Source organism: Ruegeria sp., assembly GCF_040830605.1.
GTDB lineage: Bacteria > Pseudomonadota > Alphaproteobacteria > Rhodobacterales > Rhodobacteraceae > Ruegeria.
This window is the reverse complement of the sequence record NZ_JBFOMD010000004.1, coordinates 500,359-521,115: the sequence shown is the minus strand read 5'-3', so window position 1 is coordinate 521,115 and position 20,757 is coordinate 500,359. Positions and strand designations below refer to the sequence as shown.

At 60.3% G+C, this 20,757-nt stretch carries 17 protein-coding genes and 1 pseudogene; 9 read left to right on the top strand and 9 right to left on the bottom strand.

The genetic code is table 11. From position 1 onward, the window contains the following. The first annotated feature begins 73 nt into the window (after positions 1 to 73). Both mutY and AB3N21_RS09270 read left to right on the top strand, forming a co-directional pair. Positions 74 to 1,129 carry an A/G-specific adenine glycosylase gene (gene mutY / locus AB3N21_RS09275; protein ID WP_367934962.1) on the top strand — a complete coding sequence of 352 codons (1,056 nt, stop codon included), beginning with the start codon at positions 74 to 76 and terminating at the stop codon, positions 1,127 to 1,129. Positions 1,130 to 1,190: 61 nt separating this feature from the next. Continuing rightward, positions 1,191 to 2,339 (top strand): alkane 1-monooxygenase, encoded by a 1,149-nt coding sequence (locus AB3N21_RS09270; RefSeq protein WP_367934961.1) that lies wholly within the window; start codon positions 1,191 to 1,193, stop codon positions 2,337 to 2,339. Between the two features lie 95 nt (positions 2,340 to 2,434). On the opposite strand, the gene AB3N21_RS09265 is transcribed toward AB3N21_RS09270, so the two are convergent. The 9 genes and pseudogenes from AB3N21_RS09265 to AB3N21_RS09225 form a co-directional block, all read right to left on the bottom strand. After that, a complete protein-coding gene (locus tag AB3N21_RS09265; RefSeq protein ID WP_367934960.1) occupies positions 2,435 to 3,616 on the bottom strand; it encodes a S8 family serine peptidase in 1,182 nt (393 codons plus the stop codon). A 112-nt stretch (positions 3,617 to 3,728) separates the two neighbouring features. After that, complete coding sequence (locus AB3N21_RS09260; protein WP_367934959.1) at positions 3,729 to 5,114, bottom strand: adenylate/guanylate cyclase domain-containing protein; 1,386 nt, start codon at positions 5,112 to 5,114, stop codon at positions 3,729 to 3,731. A 257-nt stretch (positions 5,115 to 5,371) separates the two neighbouring features. Continuing rightward, positions 5,372 to 6,304: pseudogene (locus tag AB3N21_RS09255) on the bottom strand (IS5 family transposase). Between the two features lie 13 nt (positions 6,305 to 6,317). Continuing rightward, positions 6,318 to 6,737, bottom strand: a complete 420-nt coding sequence (locus tag AB3N21_RS09250) for a TfuA-like protein (RefSeq protein ID WP_367934958.1) — start codon at positions 6,735 to 6,737, stop codon at positions 6,318 to 6,320. Further along, on the bottom strand, positions 6,734 to 7,675 hold the full coding sequence (locus AB3N21_RS09245) for a YcaO-like family protein (RefSeq protein ID WP_367934957.1): 942 nt from the start codon (positions 7,673 to 7,675) through the stop codon (positions 6,734 to 6,736). The genes AB3N21_RS09250 and AB3N21_RS09245 overlap by 4 nt, the downstream gene beginning before the upstream one ends. A gap of 178 nt (positions 7,676 to 7,853) precedes the next feature. Next, the gene (locus tag AB3N21_RS09240; RefSeq protein WP_367934956.1) at positions 7,854 to 8,549 is read right to left on the bottom strand and encodes a hypothetical protein; all 696 of its coding nucleotides are present in this window, start codon (positions 8,547 to 8,549) and stop codon (positions 7,854 to 7,856) included. A 150-nt stretch (positions 8,550 to 8,699) separates the two neighbouring features. Beyond that, positions 8,700 to 9,407 carry a hypothetical protein gene (locus AB3N21_RS09235; RefSeq protein WP_367934955.1) on the bottom strand — a complete coding sequence of 236 codons (708 nt, stop codon included), beginning with the start codon at positions 9,405 to 9,407 and terminating at the stop codon, positions 8,700 to 8,702. A gap of 12 nt (positions 9,408 to 9,419) precedes the next feature. Beyond that, complete coding sequence (locus AB3N21_RS09230) at positions 9,420 to 10,859, bottom strand: AAA family ATPase (protein ID WP_367934954.1); 1,440 nt, start codon at positions 10,857 to 10,859, stop codon at positions 9,420 to 9,422. Positions 10,860 to 11,070: 211 nt separating this feature from the next. Next, a complete protein-coding gene (locus AB3N21_RS09225) occupies positions 11,071 to 11,736 on the bottom strand; it encodes a TetR family transcriptional regulator C-terminal domain-containing protein (protein ID WP_367934953.1) in 666 nt (221 codons plus the stop codon). A gap of 121 nt (positions 11,737 to 11,857) precedes the next feature. Here AB3N21_RS09225 and AB3N21_RS09220 point away from each other — a divergent pair, with 121 nt between their 5' ends. The 7 genes from AB3N21_RS09220 (at position 11,858) to AB3N21_RS09190 (ending at position 20,734) form a co-directional block, all read left to right on the top strand. Next, on the top strand, positions 11,858 to 12,715 hold the full coding sequence (locus tag AB3N21_RS09220) for an ABC transporter permease (protein WP_367934952.1): 858 nt from the start codon (positions 11,858 to 11,860) through the stop codon (positions 12,713 to 12,715). Further along, on the top strand, positions 12,712 to 13,500 hold the full coding sequence (locus tag AB3N21_RS09215) for an ABC transporter permease (protein ID WP_367934951.1): 789 nt from the start codon (positions 12,712 to 12,714) through the stop codon (positions 13,498 to 13,500). Before AB3N21_RS09220 ends, AB3N21_RS09215 begins: the two co-directional genes overlap by 4 nt. Next, positions 13,497 to 14,594, top strand: a complete 1,098-nt coding sequence (locus tag AB3N21_RS09210; RefSeq protein ID WP_367934950.1) for an ABC transporter ATP-binding protein — start codon at positions 13,497 to 13,499, stop codon at positions 14,592 to 14,594. The genes AB3N21_RS09215 and AB3N21_RS09210 overlap by 4 nt, the downstream gene beginning before the upstream one ends. Positions 14,595 to 14,998: 404 nt before the next feature. Beyond that, positions 14,999 to 15,673 (top strand): PotD/PotF family extracellular solute-binding protein, encoded by a 675-nt coding sequence (locus AB3N21_RS09205; protein WP_367934949.1) that lies wholly within the window; start codon positions 14,999 to 15,001, stop codon positions 15,671 to 15,673. Between the two features lie 63 nt (positions 15,674 to 15,736). Beyond that, complete coding sequence (locus AB3N21_RS09200; RefSeq protein ID WP_367934948.1) at positions 15,737 to 17,803, top strand: FAD-dependent oxidoreductase; 2,067 nt, start codon at positions 15,737 to 15,739, stop codon at positions 17,801 to 17,803. Next, entirely contained in the window at positions 17,800 to 19,377 is a 1,578-nt protein-coding gene (locus AB3N21_RS09195) for a trimethylamine methyltransferase family protein (RefSeq protein WP_367934947.1), read from the top strand. The genes AB3N21_RS09200 and AB3N21_RS09195 overlap by 4 nt, the downstream gene beginning before the upstream one ends. A gap of 52 nt (positions 19,378 to 19,429) precedes the next feature. Continuing rightward, positions 19,430 to 20,734, top strand: coding sequence for an aminotransferase (locus AB3N21_RS09190; RefSeq protein ID WP_367935074.1), 1,305 nt, complete (start codon positions 19,430 to 19,432; stop codon positions 20,732 to 20,734). Positions 20,735 to 20,757: the final 23 nt, after the last annotated feature.

The following is a 20,757-nucleotide window of genomic DNA, read 5'->3' as shown; positions in this document are numbered from 1 at the left end:
CGACTCCTCAGGCGCTATTGTAGTGAGCGTCTGGCCGGGTGCCAGCGAAACCCGACGGGCAGAGGAATAAAACTTGCGTGACAACTTTGAATTCGATGTGAACGGGGCGCTGCTGGATTGGTACGACCTGCATGCGCGCGCGATGCCGTGGCGGGTGGGCCCTGCGGACCGCGCGTCAGGTGTGCGGCCGGATCCCTATCGCGTGTGGCTGTCCGAAGTCATGTTGCAGCAGACCACCGTTGCGGCGGTGCGCGACTATTTCCAGCGTTTCACCGCCCGTTGGCCCACGGTCGAGGCGCTGGCCGCCGCACCGGATGAACATGTAATGGGCGAATGGGCCGGGCTGGGCTACTATGCCCGCGCGCGCAACCTGCTGAAATGCGCGCGCGTGGTGGCGGAAGAGCATGGCGGGCGGTTTCCCGAAACCCATGACGCCCTACTGACCCTGCCCGGCATCGGCCCCTATACCGCCGCCGCCATCGCCGCCATTGCGTTCGACAGACCCGAGACCGTACTGGATGGCAATGTCGAGCGGGTCATGGCGCGGCTCCACGACATTCACGAGCCCTTGCCCGGCTCGAAGCCGCTACTGAAACAGCGGGCCGAGGCGCTGACACCGGCGATCCGTCCCGGAGATTACGCACAGGCGGTGATGGATCTGGGGGCCACGATCTGCACCCCGAAATCCCCGGCCTGCGGCATCTGCCCGCTGCGTGAGCCGTGTCGCGCACGCCTAACTGGAATGGCGCCCGAACTGCCGAAGAAAAGCCCAAAAAAGCCCAAGCCAACCCGCTATGGATACGCCTATCTTGCCGGCCGGGCCGATGGGGCGGTGCTGATGGAGCGGAGGCCCGACAAGGGCCTGCTGGGGGGCATGTTGGGTTGGCCGGGCTCGGACTGGTCCGAAACGCCGGTCGAGACGCCGCCTTTTGAGGCGGACTGGCAGGTTCTGACCGGCGAGGTTCGCCATACCTTCACCCACTTTCACTTGATCCTGCATCTGCGCGGCGCGGTTCTGCCCGACGATCTGGAACCGGACGGGCTGCAGATCATCGGAAAACACGCGTTCCGCCCCTCTGACCTGCCGACGGTGATGCGCAAGGCCCATGATCTCTGGCGCGGCCAATAGACAGGTGGGCACTGGCCGAAACTGAGGGTAAACTGCCGCCGCAAAGCTCTGGAACAAAACGATGATCGCATCCGAAACCCTGTCGCGCTGGCAAACCGCCCTGCCTTTCTGGATCTCTCTGCTGCTGGTCCCGCTGATCTGGCTGTCGGCAATGGCAGGCGGTTGGTGGCTGGTTCTGGTGCCGCTATCGACCTGGTGGGCCTTTGCGGTGCTGGACGGGTTGACCGGGCCCGAGCTGCAGAACGCGGACCCCGAGACACCGGACGACGATCTGCACTGGTACATCCTGCTGACGCAGATCTGGGTGCCGATCCAGTTCCTGACCCTGTTCGGCCTGATCTGGTGCGCCACCCACAGCACCCATCTGGGAACGGTCGAAAAGATCGCGCTGTTCTTCGGCATGGGGGTGCTGTCGGGCACGATCGGGATCAATTACAGCCACGAGCTGATGCACCAGAAGGGTAGGACCGAGCGCTGGCTGGGCGATATCCTGCTGGCGATGGTGCTCTATTCACATTTCCGGTCCGAGCACCTGCTGGTCCATCACCGCTATGTCGGCACCCCGCGCGACCCGGTGACGGCGCGATATAACGAGGGGTTTCACCGCTTTTACCCGCGTGTGCTGCGCCAAAGCCTGCTCTCCTCCTTCCGCGCCGAGCGCGAGAAACTGGCCCGCAGGGATCTGCCGTGGACCGATCCGTCAAACCCGTTCTGGCGCTACTGGGCGCTGCAGAGCGCGATGCTGCTGCTGGCGCTGCTGATCGGCGGGTGGAGCGGGTTGGGCCTGTTCGTGGTGCAGGCGGGCACCGCCATCTGGCAGCTTGAGCTGGTGAACTATGTCGAACACTACGGCCTGACCCGCAAACATCTGGGGGACGGCAAATACGAACATGTCCGCCCCCGGCATTCTTGGAACTCAGCGCAGAAGGCCTCAAACTGGCTGCTGATTAACTTGCAACGCCACTCGGACCATCACTACAAGCCCGACCGCCGGTTCCCGTTGCTGCAGAATCACACGGATGACGCCGCGCCACAGCTACCTTACGGCTATCCGGTGATGACCATTGCGGCGATGGTCCCGCCGCTCTGGCGCAGGGTGATGAACCCGCGCGTGCGCGCCTGGCGGCGGCGGTATTACCCCGAGATCACCGACTGGCGGCCCTACAACAGGGCCGCCAACCCTCTGCCGCGTCAGAGCGTGTCGCGGTAAATCGCTCTCTCCGGCAGCGGCGAACGCGTTTTGCTTCGCAAACGCTGCCTCGCCGATGTCTTCAGGTTCAAAACTCCGATCAAACGCGACCCGTTTTAGGGCTGTTTCGGCGCCTGCGCCATCCCGTCCCCGCGCAACGGAATCTCGATCCCGGGCGCAAAAACGCTGGGATCGCTGGCCGTGCGCAGCCGCGCCTTGACCGCCTCGCTTGTGGCCGGGAAGCCGCTGTTGGCGGCGCGCTGCCACCACAACGCGGCCAGTCCGGCGACATGCGGCGTTGCCATGCTGGTTCCGTTCAGTGCACGCAGCCCGCCACCGACGTTGGCCGACAGCACGTTTACCCCCGGCGCGCTGACCGTCGGGTTGGTGTTCGAGAAATCAGCGATCCCGAACCCGGCACCGGTGTTCGGAGATGCCGCACCCACCGAGACGATCCCACGCGCAGCCGCCGGTAGCGAGGCGCTGACCTCAAGATCTGGGCTTACGTCACGCAGCGACTCGTTCCCGGTGGCCGCACACACGACGGCGCCACCATTGAACGCGGCCCGGGCCGCCATCAGGTCCATGATCCGGTCAAACACGCGCAGGTTCATCCGATACGCCTCAAGCGCGATCGAAGCTGCCAGCAACTCCGGCACATCTTGCTCGACCAGCCGTTCGACCAGCCCCGGGAAATCGAAACCAAGCGACATCGAGATCACCTTGGCATTGTTGTCCGAGGCCCAGTTCATCGCCTGAAACAGCCAGTCCGACTGCCCGCTTCCATCGTTGCCCAACACCTTGCCGATCAGGGCATCCGTCACGCCCGGCGCCACACCGATGCGGGTGCCGTCCACGTCGCGGCCAAAGACGGTTCCGGCACAATGGGTGCCATGGCCCTGCACATCGCCATTCCCCGATCCGGTAAAATCCCGCTCGATCAGATTCACCCCGGCGAACGCCGCATGGCCCGCGTCGATGCCGGTATCAAGCACGCAGACCCGAACACCGGAGCCATCCTCGGCTGCTGTGTCGGCCCCCACGGCAGTCACACCCCAGGTCGGCTCAGCCCCGGCCGGTGCCTCGCCTTCCGTCGGTTCGATCAAACGGGTGGGCATCGATCGAGCCATTTCGACGACTTCGGGATCGGCCTGCGCATCTCGGATATCCGTTCCTTCCAGAGATTCGACGCTCAGCTCCGGCTCGGGTGCATCGCTTGCTGCGAGGTTTCTGGGACCGAGGCCTTCCTCAAATGTCCGGCCAACATTCTTGTTGCGCAGAATAATAAAGTCGCTCATGGCGTCCTCCTAAAATCATCAAAAAATAAATTCAGAAGGTCAGCATACCAGAAAACCCGGAATGCGTCTCACTATGAAACTCAGCCCACCGCTGGGTGAGCGAAGGCTTGCCTCAATCCAGAGACCAGACAGTCATCGGCGCTTCCAAACCCCGAACGGCCTGGCTTTCGTGAGACTCAAAGCCCGTTAGCAAATCTGCCTCTTTGGCGGATTCCGCCAGTGTCTGCGTCCGGATTGCATCGCTGATGACAACGCGCGCCTGCAAGTCACGGGTCGTGGCCTCAAGCTTGGCGGCTACGTTCACCGCATTGCCGATCACCGCGAACTCCAGCCGGTTGGCACCGATGTCACCGAGCACCACCTGACCGTAGTGCAGCCCTATTCCCGCCTGGATTTCGGGATCACCTGCGCGCCGCCGCTCCAGGTTCCAGCGTTCGATGACGTCGACCATCGACCGGGCGCAGGCCAGCGCGTTGGTGGCGTCCCGCTCACCCGCGACCGGCGTGCCGAAGGTGGCCATCAGACCGTCGCCCAGATACTTGTCCAGGGTACCGTGATGTCGGAAGACTTCTGTCTCCATCCTGGCGTGAAAGCCGCGCAGCAGTTCGATCACCTCATAGGCGTCTCGGTTCGCCGCGAATTTGGTGAAGCCCACGATATCGATGAACAACACGGCAATATTCTCTTTACGGACCTGTTTCAGCGGTTCGTCATTCTGGCTCAGCTCGTCCACCACATTGGGCGAGAAATAGCGCGAGAGATTTGCCCTTTCCCGTTCCAGCCCGGCATTGGTCATCAACAAGCGGTTCAGTCGCCGCATCGACACGCCGAGGGTAACCGCAACCATCATGAAGACGATGACCTGCTGAATGCGCTGCGGGATCATGAAGCTGTTGGGATCGAGAAACTCTGCCACGTCGGGGAACCCGGCAAAGGCCTTGGACACCTGTTCGCTCAGTCCCGGGATGGGTGTGGCAAACCACCATGCGGCGATCCAGCCGATGGTCCACATGCCAGCAGTCCATGACCCGATGGCAATCACGGTGCGCCATGAATAAGCCAGCGTCCCGGCGGCCAGAATGATGAAGAAATACTGGAAGTTATCGAACCGGTACTGCATCGCCAAGGGCCGCACATCGTCGCTGAACGGATTGGGGGCCACCATTCCCAGCGTCATGATCAGCAGATCGAAAAAGATCAGCAATAACTCGACCCGCGACTGCCCGACCCGGCCCGCCCGACGGATCAGCCAGCCATTGGCGCAGATCAGGGCCAGAATGAAGTGGTAATACAGAACGTCCCAGTTCGGGTTAAGATAGACCAGAAGGACGGCGGTCAGCCCCATCGCAATCCAGCGCGCGCGCACCGCCAGTTCCAACCCCTCGCGCTTATGCCGTTCAAGCGCGGCCTCGGTGTATTTGTTGTCCAGATCAAACTCGTCCGGTCGGGTCAGAAAGAACTTTCCGGACCTCGGCTGGGCCACGCTGGTATCGGTCACGCCTCGGGCTCCCTCGTGTCATGACAGAAGATAGGGATCATGCTGCCACCCAACACCCCTGTGCTGCAAAGTAAATACCATTCTGGATGGGGGTACGCTTGATTGTCGTGATGTTGGGGTTTTCCAAAGTGAGGAAGGCCCGGCACAGCAAGAAGCAACGCAGTATTTCCAGCGCGGCGATGATCGGGTGCACACCTCAGCGGGGCTTTGTTGCACAAATCGGGTTTTGAGCGGATTTCCCCTTACCCGAGACGGACTTATGCTACAGGCTCTGTGACGGGTATGCCAATAGCCGTGTAACGGTTGAGCACGACAATCCGGACCTGAAGCTCAGCGATCTGCCGATCAAAGTCGTGTGCCATGAGGCCTTGGCCAAGCAGTTTGACGCAGTTCATCTTTGTCTCTGCGCGGCTTCGTCGGTGATATCCGCTCAACTTTCGTCACAATGCCCGTCCGAGATATTTGCAGGCTCTTACGGCTTCGTTTCGCGCGATGGCGCCCGCCGTGGTTGGGTTCCAAAGCTGGGCATTTTTGCGCGGTGGGATGATGGCAGCGGCTCCCCGAGCAGCAATTACATTGTGACATCTTCGCGTGCCGTAAGCCCCGTCAGCGGTGACGGTGGCAATCTCTTGATCCGGTGGGATTTGTTCCAGCAGGTCGGGCAGCATTGGGGCATCGCCGATGTTGCTTGTCGTGACACCAATCGCACGGATTTCCAGGGTTTCCTCATCCATTGCGAGGTGAAGCCTGCGCCACAGGCGTTTCTTGCTCCCGCCATGCTTACGCGCGTTCCATTCTCCTTCACCCTCAGCCTTGATCCCGGTCGCATCAATCAGCAGATGCAACGGCCCAGTTCCGCCACGATATGGGATGGAGACGCTCAACGTCTTTTGACGACGGCAAAGGGTGCTGAAGTCTGGCACTTTCCAGCCGAGCCCTGCCAGCCGCACCAAGCTTTCGACGAAGCCGGTGGTCTGGCGAAGCGGCATCCCAAACAGCACCTTCAATGTGAGGCAAACCTGGATCGCGGCATCGCTGTACTCCGGTTGATGCCCGCGCTTACCGGTTGCGGGCGGGCACCATTCCATCTCGGGATCAAGCCAGATCGAAAGTGAACCGCGTTGCTTCAGCGCGGTGTTGTACGAAGGCCAGTTCTTGGTCTTGTACTTCCTAGGGGACCAACTGCTCATGCCACCTCAGCTATCACGCTGGATTCACACAGTGAATCCCATCGGCCGATTTGTGCAACAAAGCCACCGCAACTGCATCGTCGGGCAACAGCGCATAGCGCCGATACCAACGAAAGATCAAACCGACACCGATCATTCCTTGGCGCCAAAGCTCCGCAGCCCGCAAGGCCCCCATACTGGCCGCGCCAAAGACGGGAATGCCCTGCGACAGGGCCCAGAGTATTTCCCGATGGCGCACGGTTGGGGCGTCTTTGAAAATCCCGTCGATCAATGCAATGGCTGGCGGAGCACTCGCGCAGGCGCGAAAGATATCGCCCTGACCTGCCGGAGGCCGAAAGTCAGCCTCAACTATTGTCCGGGCTTCGTCCAAACCCAGGCTGGGCCCAAGAAACACCACGGGACGTTCTGCACTGTGAGTTACGGGCTGGGTCATGGCTGTGCTGCAATCCTCTGGGGGTCCGCGATCAGACCGGGCGCAATGACTCTGGTGATGGCAAGCGGCAGATCAGAATCCCAAAAAAGCGGCACCGCAAAGGCGGATCCCACCTGAGAGGCAAGATCGCGCACGCTCAAATGTCGGGCGAGCTCTTCTTCGATCGGTTCTGCGGCGCCAGGCCCATGGCGCGCCCATTCCGCTTCCAATTCGATCCGGCTGTAGCCGTGCGCATATAACCTCTGAGTAATGTCCTCGCGGGCGCCGGAAATGACCGCGAGACGGGCTTGCACGGCCTCAGCCAAAGCGGCCGCTATCGCGGCATGCGGACAAGCTCGCGCAGCATATCCAGACGCCGGTAACGGCAGCGCTGAGGCACCCGGTGCCTCCATGACGGATGCGTGGATCACGCAGGCACAATCACTGCACGACAGATTTCGCACAACCACGCGCATCCCCAACTCCGCAAGGCGACACAACAATGGGCCATAGACTAAGTGCGTCTCATCCAACGCAACTCTATCGGCCCGACCCGAAAACTCACACCTGATCCGTGCATCCGTTTCGATGCACTCCAATAGACCGTGCATCAGCGCAGCGCCCAGAGTCGCACCGGCCCCCAAGCCAATGGAATGGCGCAATATCGGTGCAGCCTCTGCCGCCGCGCCACGTGAGAAATCCGTGCAGATCAGGTCCCGCGGCACCGCCGCCGGTTCGTTATTTGCAAGATCCCACGCCGTGACAAACGGGGGCTGATCCGTTGGCCACTTGGCACCCGGCGCCAGGTCCGACCACAGCCCCGTATCGCCCGAGGGGACCAACGGCAGCCGGTCCAGATTCTCACCCGCCGCCATCTCCAGACACTCCAGAACTGCGCCTATTGCGGCGCCTTCCGGGCTTTCGGCCTTTCCCTGCGTAACTGCATTCGATTGCGCCATAGGGCGCACGGCCTACATCACCGGAAAGCCAATCCGATCCAGCCCAGTGATGTCGGCAACGCGGCTGATCCCGAAGCGGTTGAGATGGGGGCGGAGTCGGTCCCAGTATCTCCCTGGTTCGAGACCGTGGGACGCATCGCCCTCCAATGCCGAGGACAACACGTTTGGGGCGACCGGATCAGATTCCCAGCGCATTGGCGACCTGCCGGCGCAGCCTGCAATCTGAGACGTGACCAATCTTTTCGGCCATTGTCGCGACCTGATCCGATGGGATCGCCAATCCCAGGTCAATCCGAGCTGAGAGATTACGCAGGGCCAGCATTTGCGCGTTTTGGGCTTGCGCGATCTGAAAGCCCTCATCGAGTGCGGCTTCGGCAGCTGCACCATCGGTCAGAACGGCCTTGCGGCGCAGCAGCTCCGGCAACCAGAAGGTCAGACCGGTTGCCTTTGCGTCGGCAATGTCATCCTCAAGCCGCCCGACCGCGCGCGAGGACGCTCCGCCTTGGGCCCGCACTTCCGCTGCGATGTCCGCATAAAAGGGCGTGTCCTCCAAAACACCGAACCCGTGCAGTGCGTGCAAACCCTGTTCCACGGCTTCGATGTCGGCATCACCGCCGTTCCTGACCTGTGCCCAACTCCGAAAGATCTGTCGTTTTGCGGCGATGACCGGGACCGCATCGGCCTGCGATATGGACTCGATCTTGGACAAAACCCGGTCAATCCCCGACGGATTCCGATTGAAGAACGCAACCTGCATGGCGATGTCCAGCGCGTGCAGGCGTGACCGCAAATGCCCGATCTCGTCCGCCCATTCCTCACATGCCTGGATGGATTGCGTACTCAGGTCCAGCTGGCCGGTCAACCACGCGCTCAACGCGCGCTCGCCCAGCCCACACACCCGGGCATCATGGCCATATTGATACCGCGACCGCTGTGCTGTTTCGGTGTCATAGAGCGACAGGCCATCAGTAATCGCTGTCAGACAGCGATCATGTGCGCCGCCATCAAACAGTGTCGCCCAGCCTCAATGCAAGGCCTGTAACCTTGACACCCTGTCGGCATCCGGCGTGACATCTCGTATCAGAATTTCGGATCGCCGCGTCTGCTCGATCAGGTCACCGGCAGTGAACCACCATCCCCAAAGTACCGGAAAGAAAGGCGCACGCTCACTCGCGTGGACAGCAAAATACAGATCCTTGCCGGTCTGATACAAAGCCGAAGCCAACCGGTGGCCATCTAGCAAGGTGATCAGAGGCCCCAACAACGAAATCGTTTTCAGTTGGATGAGATCCCGCCTGCTGCCCGGGACCAGCTCAGCAGAGAGCGCAAGAACACGTTCCAGAATTGAACGCGGAGCACGCAGGGCGAAACGGCGCAGCGCATCTTCGGCCACCTGCAACAATAGTTCCAACCCCCGGATTGTCCGCTCCGCAGCCAAACAATGCTCAGCCAGCAGGATATCGGGGACATCCCGAGCCAGCGGCGGTTCGCTATCGACCAGATCGACAACCTGCCCGTGCAGCTCTCTGCGGACCGCGCGCAACTGGCTGTCATAAGCCACATCCCGCATCAAGGCGTGGCGGAACGCGTAGTTGTATCCGTTGGTTATCGCCTCCTGCAAACCATGGTCGGTCAACCGCTGAAGGTCTGCGTCCAACTCGTGCGTGGTGTAGGGCAGCGTCAGCCGTGACAGCAGGCGATAGGGGTATTCCCGACCCAGCACACTGGCCACCTGCGCCGTGCGCTATGCTCGGCCGGCAGATTCCAGGCGGGTCGCCAGAAGGTCCCGCAGGCTCATGACATTCGCGCCGCTGATATCCGTTAGATGCCCGTTCGCTGCCTCCGGATCAGACGCATAAGCGGTGAGCTCCAACAGAAACAGAGGATTCCCATCCGCCTTTTTCACAATCCAGTCGCATGTGGCCTGCGTTAAAGCGCCCGGCGCGGCGGCCTCTATCAGCGCATATGCTTCCTTGGCGCCAACAGGCGATAATGAGAGGTCCGAAAACGCCGCCAACTCGCCATTCAGATTTGCCTCGGGTCGCGAGGTCGCCAAGATCAGGATCGACCGTCCTCCGATATCGCGCCCGAGCCGTCGAAGAACGGCAAGAGTGACCTCGTCCGCCCAGTGCAGGTCTTCGGCCAGCATCAACAGCGGCTGTGCCTCTGCCAGACCAAGAAACCCGTCGGCCACCGCGTTCACTATGGCCGTACGGCGTGTTTCGGGACCGAGCGATATGTCATCTTCAAGGGCTCCGATCCGCTCGGCGGTACGGACGGCTGCATTGGCAAGCGCAGGGTCTCCAGCCTCCTCATGTGCCCGGTCATACATGCGAATGATCGAAGAAAGCGCCTCTCCCTGGGTTCGGGGCTGGCACTGCAACAGGATTGTGCGGCATTCGCCTACATGGTTGGCAAGTTCCGAAACGATCCGCGATTTGCCCACCCCCGGCTCACCCTCGATCAGGATTGCCGAGCCGTCACCCTTGCGTGCACGCGCCCAAGCCGCCCGCAACTGGGCAACCTCATCCACACGGCCGATCAGCGGGCTCGAGCTGTCCCGATCCCGCTGGAATCGTGATTCTGCAGGACGCATTGCAACGGGGCGCCATGCCCGGGTCACATCCGGAAACCCTTTCAGGTTCAAGTCATCCACGGGCTGATAGTCGATGGCGCGGCACGTCATTGCGTAGGTCGACTGGTTGACCAATACCTGATTGACTCCCGACGCGGATTCCAAACGTGCCGCGAGATTGGGGGCGGCCCCGATGGCACCCAGACGACCGCCAACGGCGGAGCCAGTGTCATCGGACAGGACAACCACTCCGGTTGCAATCCCGATGTGAATATTGGGAGCGCCGGATATCCCCGAGCGCGCGTCAAGAAGCGCAAGCGCTGACTGGACCGCAGACAGGGCAGCATCTTCGCTGCTGACGGGATATCCGAAATGCGCTATCCCGCCGTCCCCCATGATCTGTTCCAGGGACCCTCCATGCTCAGACAGGATTGAACGGGCGGCCACATGGATCAGGTTCAAGGCCGCGCGCAGTTCCTCGGGATCGTTGCTGTCTACAAGCGAGGTGGAGCCGACAACGTCATAAAACAGCACCGTTAGCTGGCGCCGCTCCCCCGGATCTTCGGGCAAGGACACCGATTTCTCGGCGCGTTTCCCGAACAGCGACATTCAATACCTCCCCCAAATGCCACTGCCTTGCCGTCAAAATTGCAAAAAAAACATTTCCGGGCATCCTAACGCTGGCTCAACAGGCAGCGTGACCCAAGCTTCCATCGTCAATCAGTCTTGGGAACCAGCGCCGAGTATCGATTAACTGCGCGCATTGCCGGGTTTCCGAACGTTAGCCACGGCCTCGGTCAAACGCTTTTGGCCAAACGATTTATTCATCCAGATCGGCTTCGAAGCATCCTGGATACAGACCCGCCAGGAATCTGCGTATCAAAGCCCCTGCGCCTTCGCGAGAAAAGCCCTGCATGTCGGTCAGATAGTTCACCCACATACCTTCCAGCAGGGCCAACGTCCCGCTGGTGGCATCGTCTGCCAAACCCGGATCATGTCCGCTTCGCTCCGCGATTTCCCTGAACGCCCTTCGCAAGGTATCGACCAGTTTCTCATCCTGGGTACTGCTGTAACTGGCAATTCCCGGGTGAGAGCTCGCGATCCCGCGGAAGGCGTGCCAGATTTTGGTGCTGCGCGGGTTCAGCAAGACTTCGGACAGGTCGGCCTCAACCACGGCCATTATCCGATCTTCGGGTGATGCATCCGGGCCAAGGTCGGTCATCCGGTCCATCTCGGCATAGTATTCGGCGCTGAATTGCTGGGCCGCCGCAGTCAGCAGATTGTCCTTTCCCCCGAAGTGCAAATGGATCATTCCGCGGGACAGACCAGAGCGCTCGCAGATGCGGCTGACCGAGGTGTCGGTTATTCCAATGTCGGCAATCGTGTCGAGAGTCGCCGTGATCAGAAGCTGTTTGTTGGCCTCGGGATCGCGCCTTGCGCCACGCTTTCTTCCCTTTGCGCCTTCCACTTTTTCCAATGATTCCATTTGCTTGACGTCTTTTCAGAGGGCTAGTTCACGGGAAGATTGACACGAAAGGCCTTTCTGGCGCAACATTAAATGGACGATCGTCCATTAAGAACTCGTGAAAATCGGGAAGGGAGGTTGGGTGATCTTTCGAAGCGAGACATCCCGGGGGTATGCCCTCAGCACGCCAGCCACCGCTTATGTGGGCTTTCTGGTGGCCGCGCCGTTGGTGATCCTGATCGCGTATTCCTTCTGGACCCAGACCTATGTGACGCTCGATAAGACCCCGACCCTGAAAAACTACCGCGACGCCTTTGCCGACCCGCTGGTCCGCCATCTGATGCTGCGGTCGATCTGGATTGCCGGGGCGGTTACCGTTGCAACCGTCGCACTGGCCTATCCCATCGCCTATTTCATCGCGATGAAGGCGCGGAAAAAGACCATCTGGCTTCTGCTCATCACCATTCCGTTCTGGTCCAGCTACCTCCTGCGCGTTTTCGCCTGGAAACTCATCCTCGGGTTCAACGGTGTGATGAATTCGGCGCTGCTGGGGCTTGGTCTGATCGACGAACCGCTCGGCTTTCTCCTCTACAATGAGTTCGCCGTCGTGTTGACGCTTGCCCATGCCTGGGCACCTTTTGCGATCCTTCCGATCTATGTTTCACTGCAAAAAATCGACCCGAGTCTTCTGGAGGCCGCCACCGATCTCGGCAACAGCCCCTTTCAGCGCTTCATGCGGGTGACGTTGCCGCTGACCATACCCGGCATCATTGCCGCCTGCCTGATCATCTTCATCCCAACCGTTGGCGATTATGTGACCCCGGCGCTGGTCGGCGGGTCGGACGGCAAGATGATCGCCAATCTCATTCAGGTGCAGTTCGGGGCCGCCAACAACTGGCCCCTGGGTGCCACGCTATCATTGATCGCGATGCTCTCGGTCGGCTTCGTCGCCATCGTCTTCGTCATCGCCGGCACCCGGCTGGGGAGGCGGATCAGATGAGGCGTCCCTCGACCCTGACAACCTACGCATTCCTGTATCTGACCTTCTTGTACCTGCCGGTTCTCTTCCTGCCGCTGTTTTCATTCAACAGCGGAACCATCGTGGCCTTTCCGATAAAGGGCTGGACATTGGACTGGTACCGGAAGCTGGGCGAGCAAGACACGCTGATTCAGGCGCTTTGGAATTCGCTTGGCGTCGGCATGGTCGTTGCGCTTCTGTCTACGGCCATGGGCCTTTTTGCCGCCCGCGCCTTTGTACGATACCGTTTCCGGGGCCAGCGCGCAGCCGAGGGTCTGGTGATGCTGCCCCTGGTCATCCCGGGCATCATCGTGGCCTCCTCCATGCTGGTCCTGTTTCTTTTCCTCGGCCTAAAACCGTCCCTGCTGACCGTCACGCTGGGCCATACGTTCCTTGCACTGCCCTTCTCCGTCTCGATCCTGAAATCCGCCTTCGATGACTTCGACGCGTCGCTCGAGGAGGCATCTTACGATCTTGGCGTCGGCGTATTCGAAACCTTCCGCCGCGTGACGCTTCCGGTCGTCGCACCCGGCATTGTGGCCAGCATGCTGGTCACCTTCACGGTCAGTTTCGACGAGTTTGTCCTGGCCTTTTTCTTGTCGGGCAACCAGCCGACCCTGCCTGTCTATATCTGGAGCCAGATCCGCTTTCCCGCCAAGCTTCCAAACGTTCTGGCGTTGGGCTCGATCCTGCTGCTCACCTCGGTCCTGCTTTTGGTCCTGGCCGAGTATTTCCGCCGCCGTTCTTCCGCCCAAGAGGTCCGATGACTGAAAAAAACATCATAGAGCTCAGGGGCGTCGAAAAGCGCTATGGCAGTTTTGTAGCCGCCGGAGGGATCAACCTCGATCTGAAAGAGGGCGAGTTCTTCTCGCTTCTCGGCCCCTCGGGATGCGGCAAGACCACGGTTTTGCGGATGATCGCAGGCTTTCAGGACCCGACCGAGGGCACCGTGCTGATCGACGGTCAGGATATGGAGGGCGTGCCCGCAAACAAACGCCCGACAAACATGGTCTTTCAAAGCTACGCGATCTTCCCGCACCTGAATGTCGGCAACAACGTCGCCTATGGTCTGCGTGGCCGAGCGCCCAAGGCCGAGATCGACCAGCGTGTGGCCGAGGCGCTGGACATGGTCGAACTGGGTGGTCTTCAAAACCGGGGTGCCAACGAATTGTCGGGCGGGCAGCGGCAAAGGGTGGCACTGGCCCGGGCGCTGATCATGCGGCCCAAGGTGCTGTTGCTGGACGAGCCCTTGTCTGCGCTCGACAAGAAACTCCGCGAACAGATGCAGTTTGAGATGCGCAATCTGCAGCAATCACTTGGCATCACCTTTGTCATGGTCACCCACGACCAGTATGAGGCAATGACCATGTCCGACCGCATCGGGGTCATGTTCAATGGGCGGCTGAAGCAGGTCGACACGCCAGCCACCCTTTATGCCCGCCCCTGCGATCAGGAAGTGGCCAGCTTTATTGGCGAGATGAACATATTGCCAGCCGAGTTGCTGGGCGAGAACGGCGATACGCTCTCAATCAACGCGGCCGCTTTCGGACACATGGAGGTCGACAGAAACCCCAATGTGCCCGCCCGCGCCCGAGAGATGAGTATTGGCATTCGGCCTGAACAGTTGGAGATCAAGGCTGATAAGCCCGAGGACTATCCAACGACGGTTCAGGGTACGGTCAGCAACGTCGCCTTCTATGGTGAGAACATCCACTATCACATTCAGGTCGACGGAGCCCCGCAGCCAGTCTCGGTATCGGTCCCCAACTATTTTCACACGGTCGATTTCAACCGCGGCGATGCGGTTTGGCTGGGGCTTCAGGGCGCCAGTGTGATCGATCTCGGCAAGGACACAAAATAAAGACAATGGGAGGATAGAATGAAACTTCAGGGACTTGCAGCCTTTGCATGTGCGACGGCCATAAGCGCGGGAAGCGCCAGCGCCGGCGGCGCCGATCTGTCGGTATTCGATTGGTCCGGATACGAAGATCCCGGCTTTTTTGCCAGTTACATGAAAAAATACGGGGACGAGGCGCCAAGCTATTCCTATTTCGGAAGTCAGGAAGAGGCCTTTACCAAACTGACCTCGGGCTTTACCGCCGACTTGGCTCACCCCTGTTCGGACGCGGTTCGGAAATGGGTCGCAGCCGACCTGATCCAGCCGCTGGACGAAAGCAAGCTGACCAACTGGGCCGATGTGCTGCCCGAGATCAAAAAAGTGGATGCCATCGTCCTTGACGGCAAGCTTTACATGCTGCCTTTCGAATGGGGAACACCGGCCTTATCTACCGTACCGATAAGATCTCGGCCGATGACATCTCGCTGCAATTGCTGTCTGACCCGGCCTACGCGGGCAAGATCGCCATCCCGGATGCTGCATCCTCCGCTTATGCGCTGGCTTCGCTGGCCACCGGAAATGCCGACAATTACACCAATCTCAGCGATGAGCAGTTCAAGGAAGCATCGGACTTCCTGCGCTCGATCCACCCGAATATGCGCTTTTACTGGTCCGATGCCGGTCAGATGGATCAGGCCATGACCAGCGGCGAGATCGAAATGGGCTGGGCCTGGAACCAGTCCGAGCTGAACCTGATCTGGAACGAAGTGCCCGCCGCCATGATGCGGGACGTGGACAAGGGCATCGCCACCTGGGTGTGTGGCTACGTACATCTGAAATCTTCTACAACGCCGGTCGATCAGGTCTATGACCTGTTGAACGCGCTGACAGATCCCGCAAGCGGCCAGTACATCATCGACAACTGGGGGTACCCGCATTCCAACGCCAAAGCGTTTGAAATGGCCGATCAGGCCAACATCGAAGCCTATGGTTTTGCCGACCCGACAAGCTTTTTTGAGGGCAGCCTGTTCTTTGACGCTGTGAACCCCGAGCTTGAAGCGAAGATGCTGGCCGAGTTCGAGCGGATCAAAGCCGGCTTCTAGAACACCAACTCTTTTCCGGGGCCGTTCGACGCCCCGGAGCCAAATACAGGAAAACGCGTGAACATGTCAGACGCGAACCCATACGCTCTGCTTTTTGAGCCTGTCCGGATCGGGCCGGTCACGGCCAGGAACCGCTTCTATCAGGTGCCCCATTGCACCGGGCTGGGGCATGTCCGGCCGCGCGCCGATGCCGCCGTGCGCGGTATGAAGGCCGAAGGTGGTTGGGCCGTGGTTTCAAATCAGGAGACCGAGATTCACCCGACGTCTGACCTGTCTCCTTATGCCGAAGGGCGGCTATGGGATGAGCGTGATATCCCTGCATTGCGGCTAATGACGGATGCGGTGCACGCGCATGGAGCACTGGCGGCCATCCAACTGGCGCATAATGGCAATCACGCGCAAAACCTGCTGACCCGCGCGCCGGTTCTTGCGCCTTCCGAGATGTCCATCGACACATCACAGCCCAAGCAGGCGCAGGCCATGGACAAGGCCGATATCCGTGAATTCCGCCGCTGGCATCGCGACGCCGCCTTGCGCGCAAGGGATGCCGGGTTCGACATCATCTATGTCTATGCCGGGCACAACATGACATTGGCCCACCACTTCATGCTGCCGCATATGAACCAGCGCAGCGATGAATATGGCGGATCGCTGGAAAACCGTGTGCGCCTGACTCGCGAACTGCTGGAAGATACGCACGAGGCCGTCGGCGATAGTTGCGCCGTGGCGTTCCGTTTTGCCATTGATGAGATGATGGGGGCCGATGGCATGCAGGCCGCGGAAGAAGGCCGCGCCGTGGTCGAGCTTTTGTCCGACCTGCCGGACCTGTGGGATGTGAATGTGGCCAACTGGTCCAACGACAGCGCCACCACTCGGTTTCAGCCGGAGGACGGATATCAGAACGCATTTCTGTCCCACGTCAAGCAGATCACCCGGAAACCCGTGGTCGGCGTCGGTCGCCTGACCTCACCCGACATGATGCTGTCGATGGTCAAAAAGGGCATTGTCGACCTCATCGGCGCCGCGCGGCCCTCCATCGCGGACCCATTCATCCCTAAAAAGATCGAAGAAGGCCGGGCCGACGAAATCCGCGAATGCATCGGCTGCAACATCTGCGTGTCATCCGACAATCTGGGCATCCCGATCCGCTGCACCCAAAACCCGACCATGGGCGAGGAATGGCGGCGCGGCTGGCACCCCGAGATCATTGCGCCGAGAAGGAGCGAGGCGGAGACGCTGGTAATCGGCGGCGGTCCGGCCGGTCTCGAATGCGCCATGCAGCTGGCAAGACGCGGGTATCAGGTGACTCTGGCCGAGGCGTCCTCCGAACTCGGTGGGCGTGTCGCGAAAGAAAGCAGGCTTCCCGGCCTCGCCGCCTGGTCGCGCGTGGCAGACTATCGCCTGAACGATCTGAAACAGCGCGGTAATGTTCGGCTGTTCACCGACAGCAGGCTTGATGGCGAGCAAGTGGCAGAACTTGGCATCGAACATGTCTTTGTCGCCACCGGCTGCCATTGGCGCAAAGACGGGATTGGGCGAAGCACCCAACGCCACCCACCCATGATCGCGTCAAATGCCAAAGTTCTGACGCCCAATGACATCATGAACGGCACGCTTCCGCCGGAAGGCCCGGTGATGATCTACGATGACGACCACATCTATCTGGCAGGCGTGATTACCGAAAAGCTGGCAACCGCCGGGTATCAGGTGGCCTTCGTCACGCCCGAAAGTCTGGTGTCAGCCTACGCCGTCAACACTCTGGAGCAATCCCGCATTCAGGCCCGGCTGATCGAGCTTGGCGTCGACATTCGCTGCAATCAGGTGCTGACGGCCTTGCAAAGCGACGTGGCGTGTATTGGCTGCGCCTTCACCGGTCGTCAAACCGATATCCCCTGCGCCTCAATGGTTCTGGTCACCGAACGCCGCCGCGAGACAGCTCTGTACGACACGTTGAAAGGAGCTGGCTTGAAAAGCTTGGAACTCATCGGCGATGCCGCGTCACCCGGGCTGATCGTCGATGCGGTCTTCGCAGGCCACCGCGCCGCCCGCGATTTCGAACGCCCCAAGGCAGAAGCCGACAAGGATTGGTTTCGCCGTGAAATAATCGACCTGGCAGAGGATGCGTCATGAACAGCACAACCGAAACACCCCGTGCGCGTCGCCGCGGTGGCGGTGGACGCGCTGCACGTATTGCCGTTCAGCAGGCAACAACCGGAAATGAGGCCGTGCGCGGCGGACTGAGCGGTGGGCGCTACAAACCGCTGACACAGCGCGACATGGATAACATCCACAACGCCGCGCTCACCGTTCTGGAAAACACAGGCGTCACCGACCATTTTCCCGAACTCCTCGACCTCGTGCTACCCAAAGGGGCGGTGCTGAACGACCATGGTCGCCTGTGCTTTCCCCGCGCGCTGATGGACGACATTCTCGCCAGCGCCGCAAAGGAGTTCTACGTCTATGCCCGGGGCGAACGCGAAGGCGAAGACGACATGCACTGCACGGCGGAGAGCGTCTATTTCGCCAACTCCGGCACTGCGGTCACGACCTTCGACTATGAAACCAAGTCCTATCGCCCGTCCGATTTGCGCGACGTCTATGATTTCACCCGGCTGGTGGACCAGCTCGAAAACATCCACATGCTGGGCGACACGGTGCTGGCAACCGATGTGGCCGACGATTTTATCCATGACATGAACGTCGTCTATGCGATGCTTGCGGGCAGTCAAAAGCCTGCCTGCCTGACGTTTCGTGACCGCAGCCATATCCCACACGCTATTCGCATGTTCGACCTGGCCCAAGGCGGTGAGGGCAGCTTTCTGAAAAAGCCCAGCGTTATCTTTGGCGGATGCCCAATCGTTTCACCTCTGCGGATCGGCAAGGAAAACATGGAAATGCTGATCGACACCGCCAAGCTGGGACTGACAGTCGATCTCGCCGTGCCACCGCAGGCCGGGGCCACCGCCCCCGCCACGCTTGCGGGCACGCTGGTGCAAACCGTGGCCGAAACGCTTGCCTGTGTCGCTATCGTCAACCTCATCACGCCCGGCTGCCCGGTCTGCTTCGCCGCCTGGCCGTTCATCACCGACCTGCGCAGCGGGTCCTTCACCGGCGGCAGTGGTGAACAGGCGCTGATCGGGGCCGCGGCCATTCAGATGGGCAACTTCTATGGCCTGCCCACATCCGTGGGCGCGGGCATGACAGATGCCAAAATCCCCGACGCGCAATACGGGCTAGAAAAGGCGCTGACCTTCACGCTTGCCGCCCATGCCGGGGCCAATCGCCTGTGTGAATTCGGAGGTATGATCGGCAGCCTTATGGGATGCAGCTTTGAAAGCATGGTCATCGATGACGAAGCGGGGGGCATGATCCTGCGCTCTCTGCGCGGGATCGAGGTGACCGATGAAACCATGGCCGTGGATGTCATTCACCAATGCGCCATCGACCCGGGCCATTTCCTGGGTAACCCGCACACGCTAAGCTACATGAACAGCGAATTCGTCTACCCACGGCTGATGGATCGTGAGCGCACCGACACATGGGAAAACGAAGGCAAAACCGACCTGCTGGAGCGGGCACGCGACAAGGCAACCACAATCCTGAACAGCCACTTCCCGAATTACTTCGGCGCGGCAGATGCTCAGGTCCGCGAAGAGTTCCCAATCGTCATGACAGCGCAAGAAATGGCGGCACCTCGTGGATAACACCGACGCCAGACAATGGGACAACGATCACTTCCTGCATCCGTGGGAGGGGATGGAAACACTTGGCCGGAACGACCGGACCCTTGTCGAGAGGGCAAGCGGCATTTACGTGGTGAACGACAAGGGTGAAAAGCTGATCGACGGCCCGGGCGGCATGTGGTGCACGCAGATTGGCTACGGTCGCGAAGAAATGGCCCAGGCGATGGCCGAACAGGCGCGGCAACTCGCCTATTTCTCACCCTTCAGCAACACGAACTCCACCGCCGCCCGTTTCGCGCGAGAGATCGCCAAACGCGCGCCGGGTGATCTGAACCATGTCTTTTTCACCACCGGCGGTTCAACCGCGGTCGACACGGCAATTCGCTTTGTCCAGTTCCGGAACAATCTGCTTGGGCGGCCCAAGAAAAAGATCATCATTTCGCGCCAGAAAGCCTACCACGGAAGCACCTATCTTGCCGCCAGTGTCAGCGGTAAGGAACGTGATCGCCTTTGGCTCGACAAGGCGGATAATCTCACGCATTTCCTTCCCGATGTGAACCCACTTTATCGCGCAAAAGATCGGACCATCGAAGACTTTCTGAACGAAAAAGTCGCCGATCTGGAAAACGCGATCCAGACACTGGGCGGAGACAAAGTGGCCGCGTTCATCGCAGAACCCATCCTCGCCTCGGGTGGCGTCATCGTTCCGCCCGAGTGCTATCACCAACGCTGCCTTGAGGTCTGTCGCCGCCACGACGTCCTCTATATCTCGGACGAAGTCGTCACTGCCTTTGGCCGTCTGGGCCACTGGTTCGCGTCAGAGGATGTCTTCGGCATCAAACCCGACATCATTACCTGCGCCAAAGGTTTGACGTCGGGCTATTCCCCAATGGGTGCTGCCATTATCTCGGACCAGCTGATCAACGATGTGGCGGGGCGCGATGCGACCTTTTCCAACGGGTATACCTATTCCGGCCACCCGGTCAGCGCTGCGGCTGGTCTCAAAAGCATGGAGATCATCGAGCGGGAAGGCCTCCTCGACCATGTGCGCCAAATGACACCCCTCTTTCAGGGCCGCTTGCACGAGCTTTCAGAGATAGACATCGTCGCGGACACCCGCGGAATGGGGTTGATGGGCTGCGTGCAATGCTCTGAGTCCGGCGATGCACAAGGCGATCTGGCGCGGGATTATCAGCTTGGTGCGATGATCGATGCAGAATGTCAGAAACGCGGACTTATCCTGCGCCCGATCGTCAACATGTGCGTGTTCTCACCACCGCTGATCATCAGCGAAGCGGAGATCCACCAGATGTTTGATATTCTGAAAGCGGGGATCACGGCCGCGATGAATGCCGTCTCAGCAGTCGGGCAAACATAGTATTTGTCTGAGTGCCGGTCACC

Bases quoted from the DNA above. Each gene is read 5' to 3' on its own strand.
- AB3N21_RS09270 (WP_367934961.1), top strand. From the start codon at position 1,191: ATGATCGCATCCGAAACCCTGTCGCGCTGGCAAACCGCCCTGCCTTTC.
- AB3N21_RS09265 (WP_367934960.1), bottom strand. From the start codon at position 3,616: ATGAGCGACTTTATTATTCTGCGCAACAAGAATGTTGGCCGGACATTT.
- AB3N21_RS09250 (WP_367934958.1), bottom strand. From the start codon at position 6,737: ATGACCCAGCCCGTAACTCACAGTGCAGAACGTCCCGTGGTGTTTCTT.
- AB3N21_RS09245 (WP_367934957.1), bottom strand. From the start codon at position 7,675: ATGGCGCAATCGAATGCAGTTACGCAGGGAAAGGCCGAAAGCCCGGAA.
- AB3N21_RS09230 (WP_367934954.1), bottom strand. From the start codon at position 10,859: ATGTCGCTGTTCGGGAAACGCGCCGAGAAATCGGTGTCCTTGCCCGAA.
- AB3N21_RS09225 (WP_367934953.1), bottom strand. From the start codon at position 11,736: ATGGAATCATTGGAAAAAGTGGAAGGCGCAAAGGGAAGAAAGCGTGGC.
- AB3N21_RS09215 (WP_367934951.1), top strand. From the start codon at position 12,712: ATGAGGCGTCCCTCGACCCTGACAACCTACGCATTCCTGTATCTGACC.
- AB3N21_RS09210 (WP_367934950.1), top strand. From the start codon at position 13,497: ATGACTGAAAAAAACATCATAGAGCTCAGGGGCGTCGAAAAGCGCTAT.
- AB3N21_RS09205 (WP_367934949.1), top strand. From the start codon at position 14,999: ATGGGGAACACCGGCCTTATCTACCGTACCGATAAGATCTCGGCCGAT.
- AB3N21_RS09200 (WP_367934948.1), top strand. From the start codon at position 15,737: ATGTCAGACGCGAACCCATACGCTCTGCTTTTTGAGCCTGTCCGGATC.
- AB3N21_RS09195 (WP_367934947.1), top strand. From the start codon at position 17,800: ATGAACAGCACAACCGAAACACCCCGTGCGCGTCGCCGCGGTGGCGGT.
- AB3N21_RS09190 (WP_367935074.1), top strand. From the start codon at position 19,430: ATGGAAACACTTGGCCGGAACGACCGGACCCTTGTCGAGAGGGCAAGC.